The organism is Thioclava sp. IC9 (assembly GCF_002213225.1).
GTDB classification, from domain to species: Bacteria; Pseudomonadota; Alphaproteobacteria; order Rhodobacterales; family Rhodobacteraceae; genus Thioclava; species Thioclava nitratireducens.
Genome location: NZ_NBNX01000002.1, coordinates 486,153 through 508,551, shown reverse-complemented (window position 1 = coordinate 508,551; position 22,399 = coordinate 486,153). Strand labels below are relative to the sequence as shown.

Below are 22,399 nucleotides of genomic sequence, written 5' to 3'. Positions count from 1 at the left end.
TTTTCCAGATCCGAGGAGTGCGACGATGACCGTCTCACCCGCAATGTCCGAGCCGCACGCGGAGACGGGTACGCCCGCACCGCGCCGCCGCCGGTTGAACCGCAAGCTCGCGCCCTGGCTGTTTCTCGCCCCCGGCGCGCTGATGTTCCTGATCTACGTGTTGATCCCGATCGTGGAATCGATGTGGATTTCTTTCTTTCAATGGGACGGGCTGAGCGCGAAGACCTGGGTCGGTCTGTCGAACTATCTCGAACTGCTCGATGACGACGCCTTCTATACCAGCCTCAAGAACAACGTGATCTGGCTGGTGCTCTATATGCTGGCGATCCCGTTCGGGCTGTTCATCGCGCTTTTCCTGAACCAGACCGTGCGCGGCATCCGGATCTACAAATCGCTGTTCTTCTTTCCCTTCGTGATCTCTCAGGTCGTGGTCGGCCTGATCTTCTCGTGGTTCTACGCACCGGGCTTCGGACTGTTCTTCGAGCTGACGAAATGGCTCGACGGGACCGGGATCGCGATCCTCGCCAATCCCAACACAGTGACCTACGGGATCATCGCCGCCGGTCTGTGGCCACAGATCGCCTACTGCATGATCCTCTACCTGACCGGTTTGAACGCGGTCGCGCCCGACCAGATCGAAGCGGCGCGTCTCGACGGGGCTAAGGGCATCAAGATGCTCTGGTATGTCGTGCTGCCGCAATTGCGCCCGGCCACTTTCATCGCAGTGGTCGTCACCGTGATCGGGGCGCTGCGCAGCTTCGATCTCGTGTCGATCATGACCGATGGCGGACCCTTCGGATCCTCGCGGGTGCTGTCTTACTACATGTACGAGCAGGCGCTGTCGGAATACGGCTATCGCATGGGCTATGGCGCGGCGATCGCGGTGGTGCTGTTCGCGATCATGATGATCTTCATTTCGGGCTTCATCTGGAAGATGTGGCGCGACGAAAGGGGGCTGTGAGATGTTTCCCAAACCCATTCAATCCATGAGCCCCGCCGCGCGACTGACCTATCAGGTCTTGCTGCCGGTGATGCTGGTGCTCTGGCTGTTGCCGCTTCTGGGCGTCGCCGTCACCTCGATCCGTCCGTCGAGCGATCTCGCGCAGGGCAACTACTTCGGGGTGCCGTCCTATCTGGCCTTCTCGAACTATCTCGACGTGTTCAAGAATTCGCCCTTCGCCAGCTACATGCTGAACTCTTTCAAGGTGACGATCCCGACGGTGATCGGGGCGGTGGCGCTGTCCTGCCTGACGGGCTTTGCGCTCGCCGTCTACAAGTTCAAGGGCAACCTGCTGATCTTCTTCATCTTCGTGGCAGGGAACTTCGTGCCCTTCCAGATCCTGATGGTGCCGGTGCGCGACCTGACAGTGAAGATGGGGCTCTATGACACGATCACCGGGCTCGCACTGTTCCATGTCGCCTTCCAGACCGGGTTCTGCACGCTCTTCATGCGCAACTTCATCAAGGCGCTCCCGAAAGAGCTGATCGAAGCCGCCCGGGTAGAGGGCGTGGGCGAATGGCAGATCTTCTGGCATATCGTGCTGCCACTGGTGCGACCCGCGATCGCGGCGCTGTCGGTGCTGATCTTCACCTTCATCTGGAACGACTATTTCTGGGCGACGGTGCTTACCACGGGGGCGGATACCCAGCCGATCACCGCGGGGCTGCAATCGCTCAACGGCCAATGGGTCGCGGCGTGGCAACTGGTGTCGGCAGGCTCGATCCTCGCCGCTCTGCCCCCCGTGGCGATGTTCTTCCTGATGCAGAAACACTTCATCGCAGGGCTGACGCTCGGGGCGGTGAAATGATCCGCACATGGCATTTGCAGGACACCCGCCAAAGCCTCGTTCTGGCGGGTCACAACGAGAGGCTTCCCGAGATCGTCTATTGGGGCGCGGTGCTGCCCGAGGGGGAAGACCTCGCGGGCTTGGCCGTCGCGAGCGTGCCGGATGTCACCGGCGGGATGCTCGACCGCGCACCAGAGGTCTCGATCTGCCCCGAGGCCAGCGAGAGCTTCCCCGGAGAGCCCGGCCTGATCGCGCGCGACGGGGCGGGGCAGCCGTTGCGCCCCGCCTTCCGGTTCGAGAGCGAGACGCAGACCGGCCGCGAACTGAGGCTTACCTATCGCGATGCGGCGCTTGGGCTGCGCTATAGCGCGCAATTCACGCTCGACCCCGACACCGGTCTGATCGCGGCGCGCGCAGAGCTGGAGAGCGATGAGCCGATTACGCTTCATTGGCTCGCCGCCCCGGTGTTTCCCGGCCCGCAGCTGGCCGACGAGATGCTTGAAGTCTCGGGGCGCTGGATCGGTGAATTCCAGATCGAGCCGACCCCGTGGCGCCCCGGCCAGCGCGTGCGCGACAACCATACGGGCCGTACCGGGCACGAGCATTTCCCCGGGTTGATCCTGCCTGCGCGCGGCGCCACCAAGACGCAAGGCGAAACCCGCGGCTTCCATTACGGCTGGTCGGGCGGGCATCGGATGGTGGCCGAAGAGCTTCCTGACGGACGCAGGCAAATCCAGTTCGGTCATGCGAGCGGCTCCGAGCCGGAACCGGCGACGGGGTTCGAGACCGCGACGCTTTATGCCGCTTTCTCGGAGGCGGGCTCGAATGGCTGCGCGGTGGCCTTCCAGCGCCATCTGCGCAAACACGCCCCTTGGGCCAAGGCGCGCCCGGTGCATTACAACTGCTGGGAAGCGGTCTATTTCAAGCACGATCTGGCCGAGCTGAAATCTATCGCAGAGCGCGCCGCCGCACTTGGTGCGGAACGCTTCGTGCTGGATGACGGCTGGTTCGGCAAGCGCGACGACGACACCAGTTCACTGGGCGACTGGGCGGTCGATCCGCGCAAATATCCCGACGGGCTGACGCCGCTGGTCGATCATGTCCAAAGCCTCGGGATGGAATTCGGCCTCTGGTTCGAGCCCGAGATGGTCAATCGCGACAGCGATCTGGCGCGGGCCCATCCCGACTGGCTGCTGGGCCCGGACGATCAGATCGAGGGTCGTCAGCAGCGCGTACTCGACATGGCGAACCCGGCGGTGCGCGACCACCTCTTTGCCGCGATCGACGCGGTGCTCTCGGCCTATGAAATCGCTTACGTCAAATGGGACCATAACCGCGTGCTGCCGTATCCCGACGCAGCGCAGGCGCGGGGCCTCTACAATCTGCTCGACCGGCTGCGCGCGGCCCATCCAGATGTGGAGTTCGAAAGCTGCGCCTCGGGCGGCGGGCGGATCGATTTCGGCATTCTCGAACGCACCGGCCGCGTGTGGCTCTCGGATAGCAACGATGCGCTGGAGCGGCTGCGGATCCAGCATGATGCCGCGCTGTTCCAGCCTGCTTGCGTCACCGGCTCTCACGTCGGCCCGCGCCATTGCCACACCTCGGGCCGGGTGATCGATATTCGCACCCGCGCCTGGGTCGCCGCGCAACGTCATATGGGATTCGAGATGGACCCGCGCGAGCTGACCGCGGAGGAGGCCGAGGTGCTGACCTCCGTCACGCGCTGGTGGAAGGACAACCGCGACTGGCGGATGCGGGCAGATATCCTGCGGCTCGACAGCGCCGACCCGGCCGTGATCGCCGAGTTGCAGCTGGCCGAGGATGGTAGCCGTTTCGTGGCCTTCGCAGGTCAGGCGGCGACCTCCTCGCAGATCCTGCCGCGCCCCTTGCGACTGACGGGTCTGGACCCCGCAGCGCGCTATCGGTTGCGGCTGATTACGGCAGAAGACCTGCCCCGGTTGTCGCGTGGGATCCCCGCGCTTAAGACCGGACCGGTTACGCTCAGTGGGCAAGCGCTGATGGGGCAGGGGCTCACACTGCCCTGGACCTTCCCCGAGCGCATCCACGTGATTGAAGGAGAAAGACTATGAGTGACGCGGCTCCCGACTGGATCGCCGCCGATTGGGGCACGACGCATCTGCGTGTCTGGGCGATGCGCGGGCGCGAAGTGCTCGACCGACGGAGTTCCGAGCAGGGGATGGGCAAGCTCGCCCCCGCCGAGTTCGGACCGGTGCTGGAAGAGGCCGTTGCAGGCTGGGGCGCGGCTCCGGTCGTGACCTGTGGCATGGTCGGCTCGCGTCAGGGCTGGGCCGAGGCGCCCTATGCGCCGGTGCCCTGCGCCGCCCAGCCGCGTCTCGTGCGGGTGCCCGATCACGCGGCGCGCCCGGTCTATATCGCCTGCGGCCTGCGGCAAGACAGCCCGCCCGACGTGATGCGCGGCGAGGAGACCCAGATCGCTGGCTTCCTGCTGCGCAATCCCGGCTTCGAGGGCACTATCTGCCTGCCGGGCACCCATACGAAATGGGTGGCCCTTCGCGCGGGTCGGATCGAGCGGTTCCGCAGCTGTATGACCGGTGAGATCTACGACCTGCTCGCCCATCGCTCCGTACTGCGCCACACGATCGGTAAGGGCTGTCAGGACATGGCAGCGTTCGACGCGGCGGTATCCGAGGCGCAGGCCGATCCTGCGGGCGCCTATGGGGCGCTGTTCGCGCTGCGGGCCGGGGCGCTTCTGGGCGCGCAATCGCCCGAAACCGCCGCCTGCCGCCTCTCGGGGCTGTTGATCGGCTGGGAACTGGCCGCCGCGCGCGATCTCTGGCAGGGTCAGCCCGTCGCATTGATCGGAAGCCCCGTTCTCAGCCCGCTCTATACCCGGGCGCTGGCAGGTCGCGGCATTGATGCGACCAGCCAAGACGCCGAAGACGTGACCCTCGCGGGGCTCTATGCCGCGCACCAGACCATCGGAGCCGAAACATGAGCCGACCCATCATCGCCATCCTGCGCGGGATCACTCCCGCCGAAGCCATCCCCGTCTGCGAGGCGTTGATCGCCGAGGGCGTCACCCGGATCGAGGTGCCGTTGAACTCCCCCGACCCGCTCGACAGCATCGCCGCGATGGTGGAGCGCTTCGGCTCGGACGCGCTGATCGGGGCGGGGACGGTGCTGACCACGGATCAGGTCGGAGCTGTTGCCGCGACCGGCGCGAAGCTGATCGTCTCGCCCAATTGCAACACCGACGTGATTGCCGCTTCCAAAGCCGCCGGTCTGCAGAGCTTTCCCGGCGTGATGACCCCGACCGAGGCCTTCGCGGCGCTCGCCGCAGGAGCGGACGGGCTCAAGCTGTTCCCGGGCGAGCTGATCGGCCCCGTGGGCTTGCGCGCAATGCGCGCGGTGCTGCCGCCCGAAGTGCCGCTCTTCGCGGTGGGCGGCGTCTCCGCCGAAAACATGGGCGAGTGGCATAAGGCCGGCGCTGCGGGCTACGGCATCGGCTCGTCGCTCTACAAACCCGGCGACAGCGTGGATACCGTAGCCGGAAAGGCCCGCGCGCTGGTCGCCCGCTATGACGAGGTCTGCACGGCATGAGCTACGAGATTTACGACGACCGCAACTGCTTTCTCGGCGAGGGCGCGCTCTGGCATCCCGAACGCGGCCAGCTGTTCTGGTTCGACATCCTCGCAGGGCGGCTGCTCAGCCGCGACGCGAGCGGGGCCCGCGAATGGAACATTGGGCAGATGGCCTCTGCAGCGGGTTGGGTCGATGCCGACACGCTGGTGATCTCCACCGAAACCGGGCTGCGCCGTTTCGACATTGCCTCGGGTGCGCATGAGCCGCTCGTCGCGATCGAGGCCGACCGCGACGACACCCGCTGCAACGATGGCCGCGCGGATCCGATGGGGGGATTCTGGGCCTCCACGATGGGCAGAAACGCGGAGACCGGCGCAGGTGCGATCTATCGCTATTTCGAGGGCACGGCGGAGCGGCTTTTCCCCGAAATCTCGATCCCCAATTCGATCTGTTTCGCCCCCGATGGAAGGCGCGCCTATTTCTCCGACACGCCGAAAGGCAAGATCATGACGGTCGCGCTGGATGCGCAAGGCTGGCCAGAGGGCGCGCCGGAGATTTTCGTCGATCTGAGCGCGGACGGCCTGAACCCCGACGGCGGGCTGACGGATGCCGAGGGCGCGCTCTGGAGTGCGCAATGGGGTTCGGGGCGGGTCGCGCGCTACCTGCCCGACGGGCGGTTCGACCGGGCGATCGAAGTCGGCGGACGGCACAGTTCCTGTCCGGCTTTCGGCGGGCCGGAGTTCAAGACGCTTTTTGTCACCACGGCGAAGGAAGGGATCGAGGAACCCGATGCCGCGCAGGGCCGGGTCTATTGCGCCCCCGCCGGAGTCGCTGGGCGGCCCGAGCCCGCGGTGCGCCTGCCCGGGTGATCGCGACGCTCCTGCCGCGCGAATCTCGTCGGCCGCGGGAGACGAGATAGCCGTTCAGGCGCCGGAAACTTTCTCTGCATAAAGGGCCGCGACGGATGCGTCGCGGCCCTGAATTTGAGGTTGAACGTGTTTTCGTGGCGGATCAGTCGAGCTTGAAGATCGCCACGACATCGCCGCGCGGGAAGCCGAGCTGGAAGTTGCCGCCGGCTGCGACCGCGACATATTGCTCGCCGTCGACCTGATAGGTGATCGGCGGTGCGTTGACGCCGGCACCAAGATTGAAGCTCCAGAGCTTCTCGCCCGATTTCGCATTGAAGGCGTCGAACATGCCGTTGCCCTCGCCGGTGAAGACCAAGTTCCCGGCCGTGGCGAGAACGCCGCCGATCATCGGCTGCGGCGCGTCGTAGCTCCACTCGACCTTGCCGGTGTTGACGTTCACCGCGTCGAGCACGCCGGTCTGCATCGCCTCGTCGCCCTTGACGTTCTTGAACGTACTGCCCAGCCGAAGCGTACCCGGCAGCGTCGTCGTTTCGCCATCGGTCGTGAAGTTCATCAACTGGTTCATTTCCATGACGTAGAACAGGTTGGTCTCCGGCGAGTAGGCCGGCGGCGACCATTCCGCGCCGCCATTGGCGCCCGGGAGAATCTTAACTCCGTCCTTGGTCGGCGGCGTGAACATGTTGTCCGACATCTTCACGAGCGGGTCCGACTTGCGGATCAGATCGCCGGTTTCGCGGTTCACCACATAGAGCCAGCCGACCTTGCCGGCCTCGCCCGCAGCGGGAACGACCTTGCCGTTGGAGTCCTTGGCGTCGAAGAGCACGACATTGCTGACGGCGTCGTAATCCCAGACGTCGTGCTTGACCTCCTGATAGTACCATTTGCGCTTGCCGGTATCGGCATCGAGCGCGACGATCGAGTCGGTATAGAGGTTGTCGCCTTTGCGGCTAGAGCCGTCGAGGTCGGGGTTCGGATTGCCGGTGCTGAAGATCACCATGTTTCGCTCCGGATCGATTGCGGGGGTCGTCCAGACCATGCCGCCACCGGACTTCCACGAGTCGCCCTCGAACGTGTCGGGATCCGTCGCGTGCCAGCGCCACACCTCCTCGCCCGACTTCGCATCGATCGCGGCGACGAAGCCGCGGATCGGCCATTCGCCGCCGGAACTGCCGACGATCACCTTGCCGTCATAGATTTGCGGCGCCATCGTTTCCGAGAACCCCGCTTGCGGGTCTGCGAGATTGGTCTTCCACACCTTTTTGCCTGTCTTGGCGTCGAGCGCGAGAAGATTGGCGTCGAGCGTCGCAATGTAGACCTTACCGTAACCCACGGCCACGCCCCGGTTCACCGGGCCGCAGCAGGTCTTGACCTGCGAGACGTCATAGGTCGTGCTCCAATACGTCTCGCCGGTTGCGGCATCGAGGGCCATGACCGTCATCTCGTTATCGACCATCGGTGTCGAGATATACATCACGCCATCGACGACGATCGGCGTGGTCTCGAAGCTGGCGACCTTTCCGGTCTGCACCAAGGCAACCGGGTGCAGTTTGTCGATATTGTCCGTCGTGATCTGGTCGAGTGGCGAATAGCGCTGATTGCTGTAGCTCCGGCCATGCAGCAACCAATCGGACTTGTTGCCCTTGGCGGATCGCATCGCGTTGTCGTCGACAGCGACATTCGCCGAAGCGGGAAGCTCCTTCATCTGGGCGCGGTTCGTGTCGCTCGTGCCCTGGATCTCGTCACTCTGCTTCGCGTGCGCAAGTGCCGGCAGGGCCGCCACGCATACGGACAGGATCAGAGGTCGGACGGCGCCTCGCGAGGTCGCGGTGAATGGTGGCAAATGTGCCATGTTCGGTCCTCCTCTCTTGAAATGATCAGCCGCGGCGGTCGGGTCAGTCGCAGGATGACTGCGACGAGTCCGGCAACGGCTGCAGGTCCATCGCATCGATCGCTTTCTGGTCGATCGCGCTGTCCCCGGGTTTGAAACCGTTCTTGCAAAGCAGATAGGCGAATGTCTGGAGATACTGCTTGTCGGTCAGCTCGCCCGGGTCATCCTTGGGCATGTGCTTCGCGATGAAGTCGTATAGTTGCTTGCCGGTCATGCCGCTGTAATCGAGGCTGTCGGCGAATTTCTTGCCCGCCAGTGCGGGGCCTGCATCCCCCATCAGATCGCTGCCATGACAATCGGCACAGTGCTTCTTGTACACGTCGTGGCCTGACGATGCCTGCTTGGATGTGAAGAGGGTCTGCTGGTCCGCAGAGCCCGGGTAGGCTGCGCTCGCGCAGAGGACAAGGGCGGTAACGAGGCCGGTCAGGGCCGTTCCGGAATGCGTGTCTAGACGTCTCATGCTAAAAAACCTCGCTCAATAATGCTGGGACGGAGCGGTGTGGGATATGGTTCCCCAACGGATGCAAGGTGCCTTTGTTCCATTCTGCTTTGCGGGCATCAGGCAGACGGGGCTGCACCGAGCATGTTTCGGATGGGAAAGCGGATCCGAAAACGACGCCGGTATCTTCGCTCTTTCCGGCCTGCCATATGACGGCGACCAGAACCGTTCCGCCGTTCACGGATATGCGCTGGATGCTGATCGCGGCGAAGCTGTGGGCGCCTCGTCTGACCCGGCTTGACGGGCGGCGCGAAGGCTGTCACCTCTCGGAGCGAAGCGACAGGGGCGCTCGGGCAACCGGGCTGAGACGAACCCTTAGAACCTGAACCGGATAATGCCGGCGGAGGGAGGCGCGTGAGACGGTCAGGCGCGTTCCCGCCTTTGCCCCCTCGCTCTTCTCCTGATGCCCGCAGCCAAGGAGAGAGCGATGGAAGATCCCGGACAATATCTCGCGGCGATGCGGCAGACCGCGCCGCTCGTTCACAACATCACCAATTACGTCGCGATGAACGTGATGGCGAATGTTCTGCTCGCCTCCGGCGCCTCGCCCGCGATGGTGCATGCGCGCGAGGAGGCGGCCGAGTTCGCCGGACTCGCGCAGGCGCTCAGCATCAATATCGGCACGGTGTCGCCGCCCTGGGCGGAGGCGATGGCGGCGGCGGCCAAGGTCGCGAGCGCGCAGGGAACCCCGTGGGTGCTAGACCCTGTCGCGGTCGGCGCGACGGATTATCGGCGAGCGCTCGGTGCGCGGCTCGTGGAACTGCGCCCGACGGCAATCCGCGGCAACGCGTCGGAGATCCTTGCGCTTGCGGGCGAGGCTGGCGCGGGGAAAGGGGCGGATTCCACTGAGAGTGTCGAGACCGCGGAAGGCGCCGCACGGGCCTTGGCCCGGATGAGCGGGGCCGTGGTTGCGGTGACTGGCGCGGTCGATTTTGTGACGGATGGGGAGCGCGCTGCGCGGGTCGCCAATGGCCATGCGATGATGCCGCGCGTGACCGCTTTGGGCTGTTCGCTGACCGGTCTGGTGGCTGCGTTTCTCGCGGGACAGCCTCGCTTCGAGGCGGTCGTCGCGGCGCTGGCTTATTTCGGGCTCGCCGGGGAGAGCGCCGGGGCGAGTGCCTCAGGCCCGGGAAGTTTTCAGGTCGCGTTCCTCGATGCGCTCTATGCGATCGACGCCGAGGCGCTGAGCGCCGGAGCTCGGATCGAATCCGCATGATGATCCCGTCCATCTGTTTCGTCACCGACCCGGCCGCCCCGCAGCCGGTGCTCGCGCAAGCCGTGGCCGCGGCACGGGGCGGTGCAGGCTGGGTGCAGCTGCGCGACAAGGTGCTCCCCGATGCGGAATTCGCCGCGCTGGCCCGGACGCTGGTCGAAGCGCTTGCCCCCTATGACGTGCCGCTGATCGTGAACGATAGGGTCGCGGTGGCCATCGAGATTGGGGCCGCCGGGCTGCATATCGGCCAGAGCGATGGCGACCCCGCCGCGATCCGCCGCCGGATCGGGCCCGACATGCTCCTAGGCCTCTCGATCGAGACCGAGGCGCAGATCGCCGCCGTTCCTCCCGGCATCGATTATCTCGGCGTCGGTCCGATCCATGCGACCGGCTCGAAGCCCGACCATGCCGCCCCGATCGGCCATTCAGGCTTTGCCCGGATCGTTTCGCGCACCGATCTTCCCTGCCTCGCGATCGGCGGGATCACTGCCACTGACGCGCCCGCAATCCGCGCGGCGGGCGGTGCCGGTCTCGCGGTGATTTCCGCCATCTCGCGTGCCCCTGACATGGCGCGCGCCACCCGAACCCTGCGCAACGCATGGAGCGACACATGATCCCCAATATTCTCACCATCGCGGGTTCCGACCCATCGGGCGGGGCGGGCATTCAGGCCGATATCAAGGCCATCTCCGCCAATGGTGGCTACGCGATGAGCGTGATTACCGCGCTGACCGCCCAGAACACGCGCTGCGTGCAGGCGGTGAGCCTGTGCGACACGGCGCTGATCGCAACTCAGTTGGCATCGCTGCGCGAAGACGTTCGTATCGACGCGATCAAGATCGGAATGCTGGGCGATGCCGCGATCATCGAGACTGTGGCCGAGAGGCTGACCGGGCTCGACTGTCCGGTAGTGCTCGATCCGGTGATGGTCGCGAAAGGCGGCGATCGGCTGCTGGCAGAGGCGGCGGTGACCGCGCTGCACAGCCTGCTGCCCCGGGCCGATCTGATCACGCCGAACCTGCCCGAGGCCGCCGATCTGCTGGGCTGCGCCGAGGCGACGCGCTTCGACGAGATGCGCGATCAGGCCCATGCGCTTCGCGAGCTCGGGCCGCGTGCGGTGCTGCTGAAGGGCGGTCATCTGCAAGGCGACCAAAGCCCGGATCTGCTGGTCACGGCGCAGGAAGAGCTCTGGCTTGACGCACCGCGCATCGCGACGCGCAACACGCACGGGACGGGCTGTACCCTGTCCTCGGCGCTGGCGACATGGCTCGGGGCAGGGGTGCCGCTCGCGGAGGCCACCCAGCGGGCGAAGGCGTATCTGAGCGCGGCGATTGCGGCAGCTGATCGGCTGACTGTCGGGTCGGGGCACGGGCCGGTGCACCATTTCCACGCATTCCAGGAGAAGAAGAAATGAGCTTCGCCCAAGACCTAGCGCAGGCGACCGCGCCGCTGCGCCGTCAGATCCATGACATGCCTTTCAATCGCGAACTGGCAGAGGGAAGCCTCGATCGGGAAACCTTCCAGGGCTACATCATTCAGGACGCACATTACCTCGAAGGCTTCGCCCGCGCGCTCGCGCTGGCCGCCGCCAAAGCCCCAGATGCGCCGACCGTGGCCCAGCTTGCGGGATCGGCGGCTGGAGCGATCGCCGTCGAGCGGGAATTGCACGCGCATTACATGGGGCTGTTCGGCGTCTCGGCGGAAGATTTCGCGCGGATCGAGCCTTCGGCGGCCTGCGATCATTACGTCTCTTTTCTGCTGCGCAGCGCTGCGATTGGCGATCTTCCCGAAGCGGTGGCGGCCTTGCTGCCATGTTTCTGGATCTATCGCGATATCGGTCGGGAGATCGCGCAGGTCAACGGCGCTGAAAATCCCTATGCGGCCTGGATCGCGACCTATTCCGGAGAGGCGTTCGATCAGAGCGTGACGCGGATGCTGGAGCTGACGGACAGGCTGGGCGCGATTGCAGACGCGCCCGCGCGAGCCCGGATGCACCGCGCCTTCGCGCGGAGTTGCTGGCATGAATGGCGGTTCTGGGACAGCGCCTATCGCGGCGAAAGCTGGCAGCAGCCTGCCGCTTGAGGCGCGAACCGAAAGGGGGCGCCTTCGTCGGCTTCCGGTCCTTGCCGCTCGCCGGTTTCGCGCGCCTCGATCGCCTGTCGGGCGTCGATGGCGGGGCCGGATTTGCGAGGCTCAGGATTTGTGCTCGTCGCTTTCCTCGCTGGTTTCCCCGTCGGTTTCCTCGACGGCCGCGGTCTCGTTGTAGTCATTGGGATCGAAATCTTCGGGGTCGAAGGCCTCCTCCTCCTCGGAGATGCCGGTCACGTAGGAGGTTCCGGTCTCCTCATCGAAGATCAGGCCGTAATTCGCACGTCCCTTCGATTTGTAACGCAGGAACTCGTGCACGCCCGCGTAAATGGCGATGAAGAGGAACGGCAGAAGGATCAGGGCAGCAAGTAACTGGGCGTTGATAGCGGACCTCGTTCAGGCTGTTTGGCAAAGGCGGATTGTCTGCGGCGCCTTGGGTCAATCTAGCAGCATGTTGGCCTAATCCGGATGTGGATCCAACAACTTGGCCACCCGATGCGAACGTCATTTCGAAAATAATCTGGTCTATCGTGGGGCGACGTCAAGCGTTGGCGCGGGTTGGGCGCCGGCACGAAGTCTCTTACCCGGGGCGTTCGACCGGCTGCGATCTGCCCATGCTCGACATGGCATCTGGTATGCGTTCGGCCTGTCGCCCCGGAGTTTTCAGCAGCGCGCGCCCGGATGCTCCGGCTGGACTGCAATGCGCAGGCCGCCTCCCGGCAGCGGGGGGAACTGGTTGTCGGAAAGTGTCAGATCCTGCTCGGGGACCGTCCAATCGAGCTTGCGCAGCTGCATGACGGCTTCGGTCAGCAGCTCCATCGTGAGCCATTCGCCCGGGCAGCGGTGATTTTGCAGATAGTCGCCGCCGCCCTGCGGCACGAGCCCCTCGGGTTGGATGTCACGGCCCAGATGGCGTTCGGCGCGGAAGCGTTCCGCGTCCTCCCAAATGTCAGGGTCGTGGTTGGTGCCGTAGAGATCGAGGACCAGCCAATCGCCGGGTTCGAACCGGGCGCCGTGCCAGTCGAACGCCTCGCGCACGCGCCCGCCGATCGCCGGAAAGAACGGGTAGAGCCTGCGCACCTCCTCGGCGATCGCGCGGCAGGTCGGCTCGTCGTCTTCCGCAACGGCAGGGATGGCTGCGCGGTGGGAGTGCAGAGCGTGGGCGGCGAACACGACATAGCGCCCGACCGCCACGATCGGACGCAGTATGTTCAGGAGTTCCTTCACGGCCACGTCTTCGCTCATCCGGCTGCCGTCCAGATCGGTGTGGAAGGCGAGCTTGGCCAAGGTGCTTCCGGCAGGTCCGTCCGCTTCGCGGGTCTGCGAAATCAGGCTGCGCGCCCAACGCTCGCACCGCGCCCGGAGCCAGCGTGCCTGTAGATAGGCAGGCCCGAGCGTGCCGGCCGCGGCGAACATCGTGCTGAGTTCGCGCGCGCGGCTGGCAACGTCGTGCTGTGCCGGGTCGATGCCGCACCAGCGCAGCGCCGCTCGCGTCATGATGCCGTCGACGGCATCAGAGAAGTCGATCTCGCAGCCTTGCCAACTGCGGGCCGCAGCCTGCCATTCCTCTGCGAAAATCCGGCGGGCCGCGCGCAGTCGGTCGCGGTCCATGAGGTCCAGAAACATCTGCTTGCGGATGTGATGGGCTTCGTCGTCGAGGCTTTGCACGCTGCCCTTGCCTTGAAGAAGCGGCACCACGGTGGGCGGCATCGCGCCGCGACGCGTCATCCGTCCCGGCTCATAGAAGCTGCGCACCGCGTCGCGTCCACGCAGGAAGGTCACGGGGCGCAGCATCAGCCGGGTTCGGAACGCATCGCTCCCAAGTTGATCGCAACGGCGGGAAATGAACGAATAGCCCTCGCTGAGGAAGGCCCGGGTGCTGTCGATCCCCGAGAGATGGGGAATGGATTGGGAATTCTGCATTTGCCTTGCCTCGCTATGGGCCTGATTGGTTGCTGGTGCTAGGGGCGCGACGCCGATGCGGGCTGCGCCAAGCCCGCGGCAGGTGGCATCACGGGCGTCTGCCGTCGTCGTCTGCGCTTCGGCCGGACGGATCACCCATTGCCGCGGCGGTGGCGCCGCGCGAGCGTCGCGATCTGCTGGAACTCCTCGGCAATGCTTAGCGGAAGCGCGTCGGTCGCGTCCGGGTCCGCGCCGGGATCTTCCTGACCGTCATGCATCACTTCGCGTTCGCCGATCCACGCCATGACGGTCTCGCGCGACTCTGCGGGCAGTTCCGACACCAGCCGTGCCAGAACGCGGCGTTGCGCGATCAAACGAGCCTCCAGCGTGACCAATGTTTCTTCGAGATAGGTATTTGGCATCTGGTCGCTCTCTTCGCGGGGTTCCGGCGGGTTGGCGCCGGGACCCCGATTTTAGGTGAATTGAAGTCAATAATTCGCGGGCGGATCGCTTGCCGGGAAACTTTCATCCATTTCCTCGTCGACCCGGTCCCAGTTCCGAGGTGGGTTTCGCATCTGCGAGGGACCTGCGGGACGGACGCCCTGTGCCGAGGTGCCGCGCCGTTGGTTGATGAGATACCCCAAGGCACCGAGGGCTGAGGCTGCAAAGAGCAGTCTGGTCAACATGGTAGGCCTCCTTTGGTCAAAGTGAGACCCCCGCGTGGGACCCGTGCAGTGCTCCGCGCGAGGGTCGTCATGCTTACCCGAAAAACGAAACCCGCCAGCCTTTGTTCCATGGCGCGAACCATCGTGAATCTGGCGGAACAAACCGTGCGCGGCTGGCGTGCGCGCAGGAACAAGCGGGATGCTCACTCGTTGATCCGTTCCATAGCCATGGAGGAGATCATGACCGAGAATGGCGATGACAAAGACGTCCATGTGGTACGCTCTGACCTTGCGGCGCCGAGCCGACCGGACGGGTATCACGGCGTCGAGCAACCGATCATGCCCGACTTGCCGGAGCAACCCGCGGAGATCCTCCCCGACGACGAACTGGCGTCCGCCGTGCGGAGCGCGCTCGAAGGCGACGGACGGATCGACATGAGCCATGTCCTGATCGCCGCGGAAGAAGGGGTGGTGACGCTCGAAGGCACGATCGGGCTGGAATTCCAGCGCACGCTCGCAGAAGCGCTTGCACAGGAAGTGCGTGGTGTTCTGCTGGTCCGCAATCAGCTCGACGTGGGGCCCGCGTGATGTGCTCGGACGCCTGACCGCCGAAAAGTCGAGCGAACGAAAATTCGCGCGGGCCGCAGCTTCTGCTGGCGGCCCGCGTCTTTAAATCAGATCATCGGCATGCCGCCGGTAACGGCCACCGTCGCGCCTGACGTGTAGCTCGAGCGCGGATCGGCAAGCATCACGTAGGCGGAGGCTAGCTCCGCCGGTTGCGCGGGGCGGCCCATCGGCTTGTCCTCGCCGAAATGCGCGACCGAGTCCTCAGGCAGCGTCGAGGGGATCAGCGGTGTCCAGACCGGCCCCGGTGCGACGCAATTCACGCGGATCCCGCGCTCTGCCACCATCTGTGCCAGCCCGGTGGTGAAGTTCTGGATCGCACCCTTGGTCGCCGCGTAAGCCAGCAGACCGGGGTTGGGTTTGTCCGAGTTGATCGAGGCCGTGTTGATGATCGCGCCGTTCTTCTCCATCACCGGGAGCGCCGCCTTGCACAGGTAGAACATCGAATGAATGTTGGTGCGGAAGGTCGTTTCCCATTCTTCATCGGAGATGTCCTCGATCTCGTCGAAATGCATCTGGTGCGCCGCGTTGTTGACGAGAATGTCGAGACGCCCGAAGGCTTCATGCGTATCGCGCACCAATGCGCGACAGTGATCGGCGTCCTGAACGTCGCCGGGCATCACATACGCGCGGCGGCCTGCCTCTTCGACAAACCGGCGCGTTTCCTCGGCCTCGTCATGCTCTTCGAGATAGGAAATCATCACGTCGGCCCCTTCGCGCGCATAGGCCAGGGCCACGGCGCGACCGATGCCGCTGTCTGCGCCCGTCACAAGGGCGGCCATCCCGTCGAGCCTGCCCGACCCGACATAGCTCTGCTCGCCATGATCGGGGCGCGGGTCCATCCTCTCCGTCGAACCGGGAACGGATTGCGGTTGCTTGGGGAAGGGAGGTTTGGGGTAATTCATTGCCGGGCTCCTTTCTGGGTGGGTCTGAACGCACCAACCGGATGCGCGCTGCTATGTTCCTGTGTTTCTTCATGGGGCGCCGCGGCCCTCTCCTCACAGGCTCTTGTGGGAACATCGGCAAGACGCATCCGTTTCCCTAATCCATTCATCACATCTGACAGTGGAGGCAGACATGTCCGACACCGTTGCCGATTTCATTCTTTCTCGCCTCAAGCAGTGGGGCATTACCCGTATCTATGGCTTCCCGGGAGACGGGATCAGCGGGCTCGTCGCAGCGCTTGGACGCGATGACGAGATCGAATTCGTTCAGGCACGCCACGAGGAAAGCGCCGCGTTCATGGCGGCGGCGCATGCGAAATGGACCGGCGAGGTGGGCTGTTGTCTCGCGACCTCCGGCCCCGGCGCGATCCACCTGCTCAACGGTCTCTACGACGCCAAGCTGGACCACCAGCCGGTGCTTGCGATCGTCGGCCAGCAGGGGCGCAACGCGCTTGGCGGCAATTACCAGCAGGAGGTCGACCTGCAATCGCTCTTCAAGGATGTGGCGAGCGAATATGTCCACACGATGATGGCACCGGGACAGGCGCGCCACCTGATCGACAGGGCGCTCCGGATCGCGCAGGCGCGGCGCAGCGTGACCTGCGTGATCGCCCCCAATGACGTGCAGGAGGCTCAGGCGGTCGAAGCGCCGCCCCACGCCCATGGCACCGTCCACAGCGGCGTCGGCTATCAGGCGCCGCGCCTGCTGCCGGCAGACAAGGACCTCGCCGCCGCGGCGGATATCCTGAACGCGGGCGAGAAGGTTGGCATCCTCGTCGGCGCGGGTGCGATCGGCGCAGAGACGCAGATCACCCAGCTTGCCGAAACCCTTGGCGCAGGCGTCGCCAAGGCGCTTCTGGGCAAGGCCGCGCTGCCGGACGATCTGCCCTTCGTGACCGGCTCGATCGGGCTTCTGGGCACGCAGGCCTCCGACTGGATGATGCGCGAATGCGACACGCTTCTGATGATCGGCTCGCGCTTCCCCTACTCGGAATTCTTGCCCGAGGAAGGGCAGGCCAAGGCGGTGCAGATCGACCTCGACCCGACGATGGTGTCCATGCGCTACCCGATGGACGTGAACCTCGTCGGCGATGCAGCCGACACGGTGGAGGCCCTGTTGCCGCGCCTCAAGCCCAAGACCGACCGGTCGTGGCGGGAGAAGATCGAGAAGAAGACCGCCGAATGGTGGGAAGGTGTCGAAAAGCGCGCCAAGGAGAGCGCCGATCCCGTCAATCCCGAACGGCTGTTCTGGGAGGCGTCGTCGCGGCTGCCCGACAACGCGATCCTGTCGGCGGACTCCGGCAGCTCGGCCAACTGGCTGGCGCGTGCGATCAAGATCCGCCGCGGCATGAAGGCCTCGCTTTCGGGGACGCTGGCGACGATGTGCCCGGGCGTGCCCTACGCTGTGGCGGCGAAGTTCTGCTATCCGGACCGCGCGGCTGTGGCCTTCGTGGGTGATGGCGCGATGCAGATGCTGGGCATCACCGACCTGATCACCGTCTCGAAATACTGGCGCGACTGGGCAGACCCGCGGCTGGTGATCTGTGTGCTGGCCAACCAGGACCTCAACCAAGTGACCTGGGAGCTGCGCGCGATGGCCGACAGCCCGCGTGTCGACAAGACGCAGGACGTGCCCGATATCGACATGGCCGCCTATGCGGAGCTGTTGGGCCTCAAGGGGCTGCGGATCGACCGCACCGAGGAGATCGGTCCGGCGTGGGAAGCCGCCTTCGCCGCGGATCGCCCGACCGTGATCCACGCCACCGTCGATCCCGACGTGCCGACGCTGCCGCCCCATATCACGATGGAGCAGGCGAAATCCTTCATGAGCGCGCTCGTCCATGGAGACTCCGAGGCCGGTGGCATCGTGAAGCAGGCGTTCAAGCGCGTCACGGACCGCTGAGATGACCCTCGGCTCCGATCCGCTGATCGAGGCGGTCGACGTCTCCGTCCTGACGATCCCGACCGATGCGCCGGAATCCGACGGGACGCTGGAATGGAGCGAGACCTCGATGGTTCTCGTCTCCATCTCCGCCGGGGGCGAGACCGGCCTTGGCTACAGTTACACGACCCCCGCGACGGCGGGGATCGTGCGCGATACTCTCTTTCCACAAGTGGAAGGGCGCAATGCGCTCGACATCGCGAAGCTCTGGCTGGCGATGGTGCATGCCACGCGCAACATCGGGCGCGATGGTCCCGTCGCGATGGCGATAGCGGCGGTGGACACGGCGCTTTGGGACCTAAAAGGGAAGCTGCTGGGCCAGCCCGTCGCCGCCCTTCTCGGCCGCGCGCGCGACGCGATTCCGGCTTATGGCTCGGGCGGTTTCACCTCCTATGACGACCGGCAGCTGCGCGACCAACTCGGGGGGTGGGCCGCCGAAGGCTTCTCTATGGTTAAGATCAAGGTCGGGCGCGACCCCGATCGCGATCCGCACCGGCTGAAACAGGCGCGCAACGCCATCGGTTCAGACTGTCGGCTGTTCATGGATGCGAATGGTGCCCAGAGCCGCAAGGAGGCGCTGGCGTTGGCCGAGCGTGCCCGCGAATTCGGCGTCGAATGGCACGAGGAGCCGGTCTCCTCGGACGATCTCGAAGGGCTGCGCCTGTGCCGCGACCGGGCCCCGGCGGGGATGAATGTCACGGCGGGGGAGTACGGTTTCAATATCGGCTATTTCCGCCACATGCTCGAAGCGGGCGCGGTGGATGTGCTGCAGGCGGATGCCACGCGCTGCGCGGGTATCACCGGCTTCATGGGCGTGGCCGCGCTGAGCGCCGCGCATCAGGTGCCGCTCTCTGCCCATTGCGCTCCCGCGCTGCATCTGCACGCCTGCCTCGCCGCGCTGCCCGCGATCCATCTCGAATGGTTTCACGACCATGTCCGGATCGAGGGGATGCTGTTCGACGGCGCGCCCGAGCCGGAGAAGGGCCAGCTTCGCGACAATGGCGAACCGGGGCTGGGGCTGCGGCTGCGTCCGCGTGAAGCCGAGCGGTTCCGACAGGCCTGAGCGCAGTTCCCGGCGCATCGTCTGACGCCGGGACGAAAGGTTTCGGCAGTAGCAAAGGGAATTCGCAATGACCCATGACAGGATATACGAAGCATTCCGACGCCGCACCCGTCGGCCCGTCGGCGGCATCGGGCTGGGCGCCATCGTCGCAGGCGTGGGCCTCGGTTTCGTCGCCGCCGGGTTGGCCGCGCGCCGCCCTCGTTCCGGCAACCCGGTGAAGCGGTCGCGCAACAAGCGCGAGGCGCTGCGGCTCGGTCGGGACGGGGCCGCGATCATGGGCGCAAGCGTCCTTTTCGACAGCGCGCTGGAACATCTGCGCGGCGATTTCCGCCGCGACGAGATGTATGTCGCCCCGCTGACTGGAGCGACCGCGATGGCAGCCGCCCTGGCGGAGCCGCGGCGCAGCAAGCGCGGCCGGGCGCTCGAGGCGACCCATCTCACCTCCGTCGGGATCGGGATGGCCGGGATGGGGTTCCACCTGCGCAACATCAGTCGCCGGCCCGGCGGGATTTCGTGGAACAACCTGTTCTACGCCGCGCCGCTCGGTGCACCGGGGGCGCTGATCATGAGCGGTCTGTTCGGCATGGTCACCCACCGGATGGCCCAGACTCGCGGCTACGAGCATCTGCACGGGCGCGAACTGGCCTGCCTCACCGCGCTCGCGCTGGTGGCGGAGTCGGGCGAAGTTGCGCTGCTGCATTTCCGCGGCGCGTTCCATGACAAGGCGATGTATCTGCCGGTCACGCTGCCGCCGCTCGCCGCCGCCGGGCTGATGGCGCAGGCGATCTATCCGCATAGGCGCTTCCGGCGCCCGCTTACCCTGCTGCTGCGCGCGGTCGAGGGGCTTGGCTATGTCGGCACAGGCTTTCATGCCTACGGCGTCGCACGCAACTCGGCGGGCTGGCGCAACTGGCGACAGACGACGCTGGCGGGCCCGCCGATGCCCGCGCCAATCAGCTTCGCGGGGCTCGGCAAGACCGGGCGTGCCGCACTCGATCTGCTCGCGGTGGAACAGGATCAGCCGCACCAGACAAAGGAAAGGGCAGCGATATGAGCGAACCGTTTCGTACCCCGTATCCGGGCTATGACGTGCTCGATAAATGGGACAGCCCGTCCTTCGACGATCAGACCCGCGAGGTTCTGCGCGCGCGACGTGATCCGCCGCCGCGCCGCTTCCTCGACCCGGACCAGTTCGCGCTTCTGGAGGCGCTCTGCGCGGTCGTGATCCCGCAGCGCCGCCCCGAGCCCGTGCCCATCGCGCCCTTCATCGACGCGGCGCTGCACGAGGATCGCGGCACCGGCACCCGGTTCGCCACGATGCCGCCCGAGCGCGAGGCATGGCCCCGCGGCCTGAAGGCGATTGATGCCGAGGCACGCGCGACGTTCGACGGGCGCGGATTTCGCGAGCTCGACCGGCCCGAGCAGGAGCGCCTGCTGCGCGCCATCGATCGCGGCGAATGTCGCGCGCCCGAGACATGGCAGGACATGCCACCGCAGAAATTCTTCCGCGCGCTTCTGCTCAAGCAGATCGTGGAAATCTATTACAGCGCCCCCGCCGGGATGAGCGAGATCGGCTATGGCGGCCCCGCCGCGCCACGCGGCTATGTGCGCCTCAAGGCCGGCCAGATCGACCCGTGGGAGGCGCCCTTCGGAAAATGGGAGGACCAGGCATGACCCAAGACGCGTCTCGCAGCGATCGCCCCCGCGCGGTGAATGGCCACGCCCCGGACGTATTCAAGCGCGAAGGGCAGGTGCCGATGCGCGAATACCCTAAGAACGCGCCGGTCGATTTCGTGATCGTCGGTGCGGGCTGCGGCGGTTCGGTTCTCGCAGCCAAGCTCGCCGAAGCCGGAATGTCGGTGGTGCTGTTCGATGCCGGTCCCTTCTTCCAGCCAAAGCGCGACTTCGCATCCGATGAGCGCGAGCAGGACAAGCTCTATTGGCTCGATCCGCGTATCTCCGACGGCGACGATCCGATCGAACTCGGGGCGAACAACTCCGGCCGCGCGGTGGGTGGCTCCTCGGTGCATTTCCAGATGGTGTCGCTCCGCTTCCGTCCGGAATGGTTCAAGTCCCGCTCGAAACTTGGTTACGGCCGCGACTGGCCCGTCGATTGGCGCGAGATGTGGCGCTACTACGACGAGGTGGAGGACGCGCTGAAGATTTCGGGGCCGATCCGCTACCCGTGGGGGCCCGATCGCGGGCGCTACCCCTATCGCGAGCATGAGGTGAACGAGGCCGGTCTGGTTCTGGCGCGCGGGGCCGAGGCGCTTGGCGTCGATTGGGCGCCGACGCCGCTCTGCACCGTCTCCGCGCCACGCGGGAAGTCTCCGCCCTGCGCCTATCGCGGCATGTGCAAGATCGGCTGTTCGGTGAATGCCAAGCAGAGTATGCTGATTACCTATGTCCCCCGCGCGATCAAGGCGGGGGCGGAGGTGCGCGACCTCGCCATGGTTGGCCGCATCGAAACGGGCCCGGACGGGCGCGCCAGTGGCGTCTCCTACCATCGCGACGGGGAATGGCATTTCCAGAAGGCCGCGAATGTGGTGGTGGCCGGCTACTCCATCGAGACGCCGCGGCTGTTGCTGAACTCGGCCAACGCACAGCATCCGCAGGGCTTGGGCAATTCCAACGGCATGGTCGGGCGCAACCTCATGGTGCATGCGAACGACGCCGTCTGGGGCGAGTTCGACGAGGAGATCCGCTGGTACAAGGGCCCGCCCTCGATGGCGACCTGCGAGCACTGGAACTATGCCGATGACGACCCGAGCAAGGATTTCGACGGTGGCTATTCTTTCATGAGCCAAGGCCCGCTGCCCGGCGATTTTGCGGGCACGCTCGTCTCCTCGTCGGGGCTGTTCGGTGACGATCTGCTGAGCAAGATGGGCCGCTACAACCGGATGGCGGGGCTGAAGATGGTGGGAGAGTCGATGCCGTCACCGGACAACCGCGTGACGCTGGCCGACGAGACCGATGCGCTTGGCCTTCCCCGGGCCAAGGTGACCCATTCCTTCTGCGACAATGACAAGCGGCTGCAGGAACATGCACGGGGGTTCATGGCCCGGATGATGCGCGCCGCGGGCGGTCACAACCTGTTCGAAACCCAGAGCACAGCGCATCTGATGGGCGGTTGCCCGATGGGCGACGATCCCGAGACCTCGGTCACCAACGACATGGGCCGCAGCTGGGATGTCGACAATCTGTGGATCTGTGACGGCTCGCTGATGCCCACCGGCGGCGGCGTGAACCCGGCGATGACGATCCTCGCCAATGCCGCGCGGATCGCCGACCGGATCATCGATGCGCGCTTCCATTGAAGACGAAGGGTGGCGCCCCGCACGCGGGCGGGGC

At 65.7% G+C, this 22,399-nt stretch carries 23 protein-coding genes and 1 riboswitch; of the genes, 16 read left to right on the top strand and 7 right to left on the bottom strand.

Going from position 1 to position 22,399, the window contains the following annotated elements; genetic code table 11:
• Nucleotides 1-43 precede the first annotated feature (43 nt).
• Genes B6V76_RS07915 through B6V76_RS07890 form a run of 6 tightly spaced genes read left to right on the top strand, consistent with a single transcriptional unit; the run spans nt 44 to nt 6,220 of the window.
• Entirely contained in the window at nt 44-961 is a 918-nt protein-coding gene (locus B6V76_RS07915; RefSeq protein WP_075776448.1) for a sugar ABC transporter permease, read from the top strand.
• A 1-nt stretch (nt 962) separates the two neighbouring features.
• Nucleotides 963-1,808: a carbohydrate ABC transporter permease gene (locus B6V76_RS07910; RefSeq protein ID WP_075776397.1), complete on the top strand. Its 846-nt coding sequence runs from the start codon at nt 963-965 to the stop codon at nt 1,806-1,808.
• The gene (locus B6V76_RS07905; RefSeq protein WP_088727121.1) at nt 1,805-3,877 is read left to right on the top strand and encodes an alpha-galactosidase; all 2,073 of its coding nucleotides are present in this window, start codon (nt 1,805-1,807) and stop codon (nt 3,875-3,877) included. The genes B6V76_RS07910 and B6V76_RS07905 overlap by 4 nt, the downstream gene beginning before the upstream one ends.
• Complete coding sequence (locus B6V76_RS07900; RefSeq protein WP_088727120.1) at nt 3,874-4,764, top strand: 2-dehydro-3-deoxygalactonokinase; 891 nt, start codon at nt 3,874-3,876, stop codon at nt 4,762-4,764. The genes B6V76_RS07905 and B6V76_RS07900 overlap by 4 nt, the downstream gene beginning before the upstream one ends.
• The gene (locus tag B6V76_RS07895) at nt 4,761-5,369 is read left to right on the top strand and encodes a 2-dehydro-3-deoxy-6-phosphogalactonate aldolase (protein WP_088724577.1); all 609 of its coding nucleotides are present in this window, start codon (nt 4,761-4,763) and stop codon (nt 5,367-5,369) included. The genes B6V76_RS07900 and B6V76_RS07895 overlap by 4 nt, the downstream gene beginning before the upstream one ends.
• Nucleotides 5,366-6,220: an SMP-30/gluconolactonase/LRE family protein gene (locus B6V76_RS07890; RefSeq protein ID WP_088727119.1), complete on the top strand. Its 855-nt coding sequence runs from the start codon at nt 5,366-5,368 to the stop codon at nt 6,218-6,220. The genes B6V76_RS07895 and B6V76_RS07890 overlap by 4 nt, the downstream gene beginning before the upstream one ends.
• 142 nt (nt 6,221-6,362) lie before the next feature.
• Here the strand turns inward: B6V76_RS07890 and B6V76_RS07885 are convergent, their stop codons facing one another.
• Both B6V76_RS07885 and B6V76_RS07880 read right to left on the bottom strand, forming a co-directional pair.
• Nucleotides 6,363-8,069: a PQQ-binding-like beta-propeller repeat protein gene (locus tag B6V76_RS07885; RefSeq protein ID WP_088727118.1), complete on the bottom strand. Its 1,707-nt coding sequence runs from the start codon at nt 8,067-8,069 to the stop codon at nt 6,363-6,365.
• 43 nt (nt 8,070-8,112) lie between these two features.
• Nucleotides 8,113-8,568 carry a cytochrome c gene (locus tag B6V76_RS07880; protein WP_088727117.1) on the bottom strand — a complete coding sequence of 152 codons (456 nt, stop codon included), beginning with the start codon at nt 8,566-8,568 and terminating at the stop codon, nt 8,113-8,115.
• A 310-nt stretch (nt 8,569-8,878) separates the two neighbouring features.
• Nucleotides 8,879-8,973: riboswitch (TPP riboswitch) on the top strand.
• Nucleotides 8,974-9,034: 61 nt separating this feature from the next.
• Between B6V76_RS07880 and thiM the strand changes: the two genes are divergently transcribed.
• From thiM to tenA, 4 genes are read left to right on the top strand one after another with little or no spacing between them, the layout of a single operon-like run.
• Nucleotides 9,035-9,823 carry a hydroxyethylthiazole kinase gene (gene thiM, locus B6V76_RS07875; protein WP_088719210.1) on the top strand — a complete coding sequence of 263 codons (789 nt, stop codon included), beginning with the start codon at nt 9,035-9,037 and terminating at the stop codon, nt 9,821-9,823.
• Nucleotides 9,820-10,434: a thiamine phosphate synthase gene (gene thiE / locus B6V76_RS07870; RefSeq protein ID WP_240497824.1), complete on the top strand. Its 615-nt coding sequence runs from the start codon at nt 9,820-9,822 to the stop codon at nt 10,432-10,434. The genes thiM and thiE overlap by 4 nt, the downstream gene beginning before the upstream one ends.
• Entirely contained in the window at nt 10,431-11,234 is an 804-nt protein-coding gene (gene thiD, locus B6V76_RS07865; RefSeq protein WP_088727116.1) for a bifunctional hydroxymethylpyrimidine kinase/phosphomethylpyrimidine kinase, read from the top strand. Before thiE ends, thiD begins: the two co-directional genes overlap by 4 nt.
• The gene (gene tenA / locus B6V76_RS07860; protein ID WP_088727115.1) at nt 11,231-11,902 is read left to right on the top strand and encodes a thiaminase II; all 672 of its coding nucleotides are present in this window, start codon (nt 11,231-11,233) and stop codon (nt 11,900-11,902) included. Before thiD ends, tenA begins: the two co-directional genes overlap by 4 nt.
• A gap of 111 nt (nt 11,903-12,013) precedes the next feature.
• Here tenA and B6V76_RS07855 read toward each other — a convergent pair whose 3' ends face one another.
• From B6V76_RS07855 to B6V76_RS07840, 4 genes are all read right to left on the bottom strand, one after another.
• Nucleotides 12,014-12,226: a hypothetical protein gene (locus B6V76_RS07855; protein ID WP_342637089.1), complete on the bottom strand. Its 213-nt coding sequence runs from the start codon at nt 12,224-12,226 to the stop codon at nt 12,014-12,016.
• A gap of 345 nt (nt 12,227-12,571) precedes the next feature.
• Nucleotides 12,572-13,831, bottom strand: coding sequence for a cytochrome P450 (locus B6V76_RS07850; protein ID WP_088727113.1), 1,260 nt, complete (start codon nt 13,829-13,831; stop codon nt 12,572-12,574).
• 131 nt (nt 13,832-13,962) lie between these two features.
• A complete protein-coding gene (locus B6V76_RS07845; RefSeq protein ID WP_075776385.1) occupies nt 13,963-14,232 on the bottom strand; it encodes a hypothetical protein in 270 nt (89 codons plus the stop codon).
• Nucleotides 14,233-14,298: 66 nt separating this feature from the next.
• Complete coding sequence (locus tag B6V76_RS07840; protein WP_075776384.1) at nt 14,299-14,496, bottom strand: hypothetical protein; 198 nt, start codon at nt 14,494-14,496, stop codon at nt 14,299-14,301.
• Between the two features lie 219 nt (nt 14,497-14,715).
• On the opposite strand from B6V76_RS07840, the gene B6V76_RS07835 reads away from it, so the two are divergent.
• Complete coding sequence (locus B6V76_RS07835) at nt 14,716-15,063, top strand: BON domain-containing protein (RefSeq protein WP_166504565.1); 348 nt, start codon at nt 14,716-14,718, stop codon at nt 15,061-15,063.
• 86 nt (nt 15,064-15,149) lie between these two features.
• Here B6V76_RS07835 and B6V76_RS07830 read toward each other — a convergent pair whose 3' ends face one another.
• On the bottom strand, nt 15,150-16,004 hold the full coding sequence (locus B6V76_RS07830; protein WP_088727111.1) for an SDR family oxidoreductase: 855 nt from the start codon (nt 16,002-16,004) through the stop codon (nt 15,150-15,152).
• Between the two features lie 172 nt (nt 16,005-16,176).
• Here B6V76_RS07830 and B6V76_RS07825 point away from each other — a divergent pair, with 172 nt between their 5' ends.
• From B6V76_RS07825 to B6V76_RS07805, 5 genes are all read left to right on the top strand, one after another.
• Nucleotides 16,177-17,946: a thiamine pyrophosphate-requiring protein gene (locus B6V76_RS07825; protein ID WP_088722036.1), complete on the top strand. Its 1,770-nt coding sequence runs from the start codon at nt 16,177-16,179 to the stop codon at nt 17,944-17,946.
• Between the two features lies 1 nt (nt 17,947).
• Complete coding sequence (locus tag B6V76_RS07820; RefSeq protein ID WP_088727110.1) at nt 17,948-19,048, top strand: enolase C-terminal domain-like protein; 1,101 nt, start codon at nt 17,948-17,950, stop codon at nt 19,046-19,048.
• Nucleotides 19,049-19,115: 67 nt separating this feature from the next.
• Nucleotides 19,116-20,102, top strand: a complete 987-nt coding sequence (locus tag B6V76_RS07815; protein ID WP_075776379.1) for a hypothetical protein — start codon at nt 19,116-19,118, stop codon at nt 20,100-20,102.
• Nucleotides 20,099-20,722: a gluconate 2-dehydrogenase subunit 3 family protein gene (locus B6V76_RS07810; RefSeq protein WP_088727109.1), complete on the top strand. Its 624-nt coding sequence runs from the start codon at nt 20,099-20,101 to the stop codon at nt 20,720-20,722. The genes B6V76_RS07815 and B6V76_RS07810 overlap by 4 nt, the downstream gene beginning before the upstream one ends.
• Nucleotides 20,719-22,365, top strand: a complete 1,647-nt coding sequence (locus tag B6V76_RS07805; RefSeq protein WP_088727108.1) for a GMC family oxidoreductase — start codon at nt 20,719-20,721, stop codon at nt 22,363-22,365. Before B6V76_RS07810 ends, B6V76_RS07805 begins: the two co-directional genes overlap by 4 nt.
• Nucleotides 22,366-22,399: the final 34 nt, after the last annotated feature.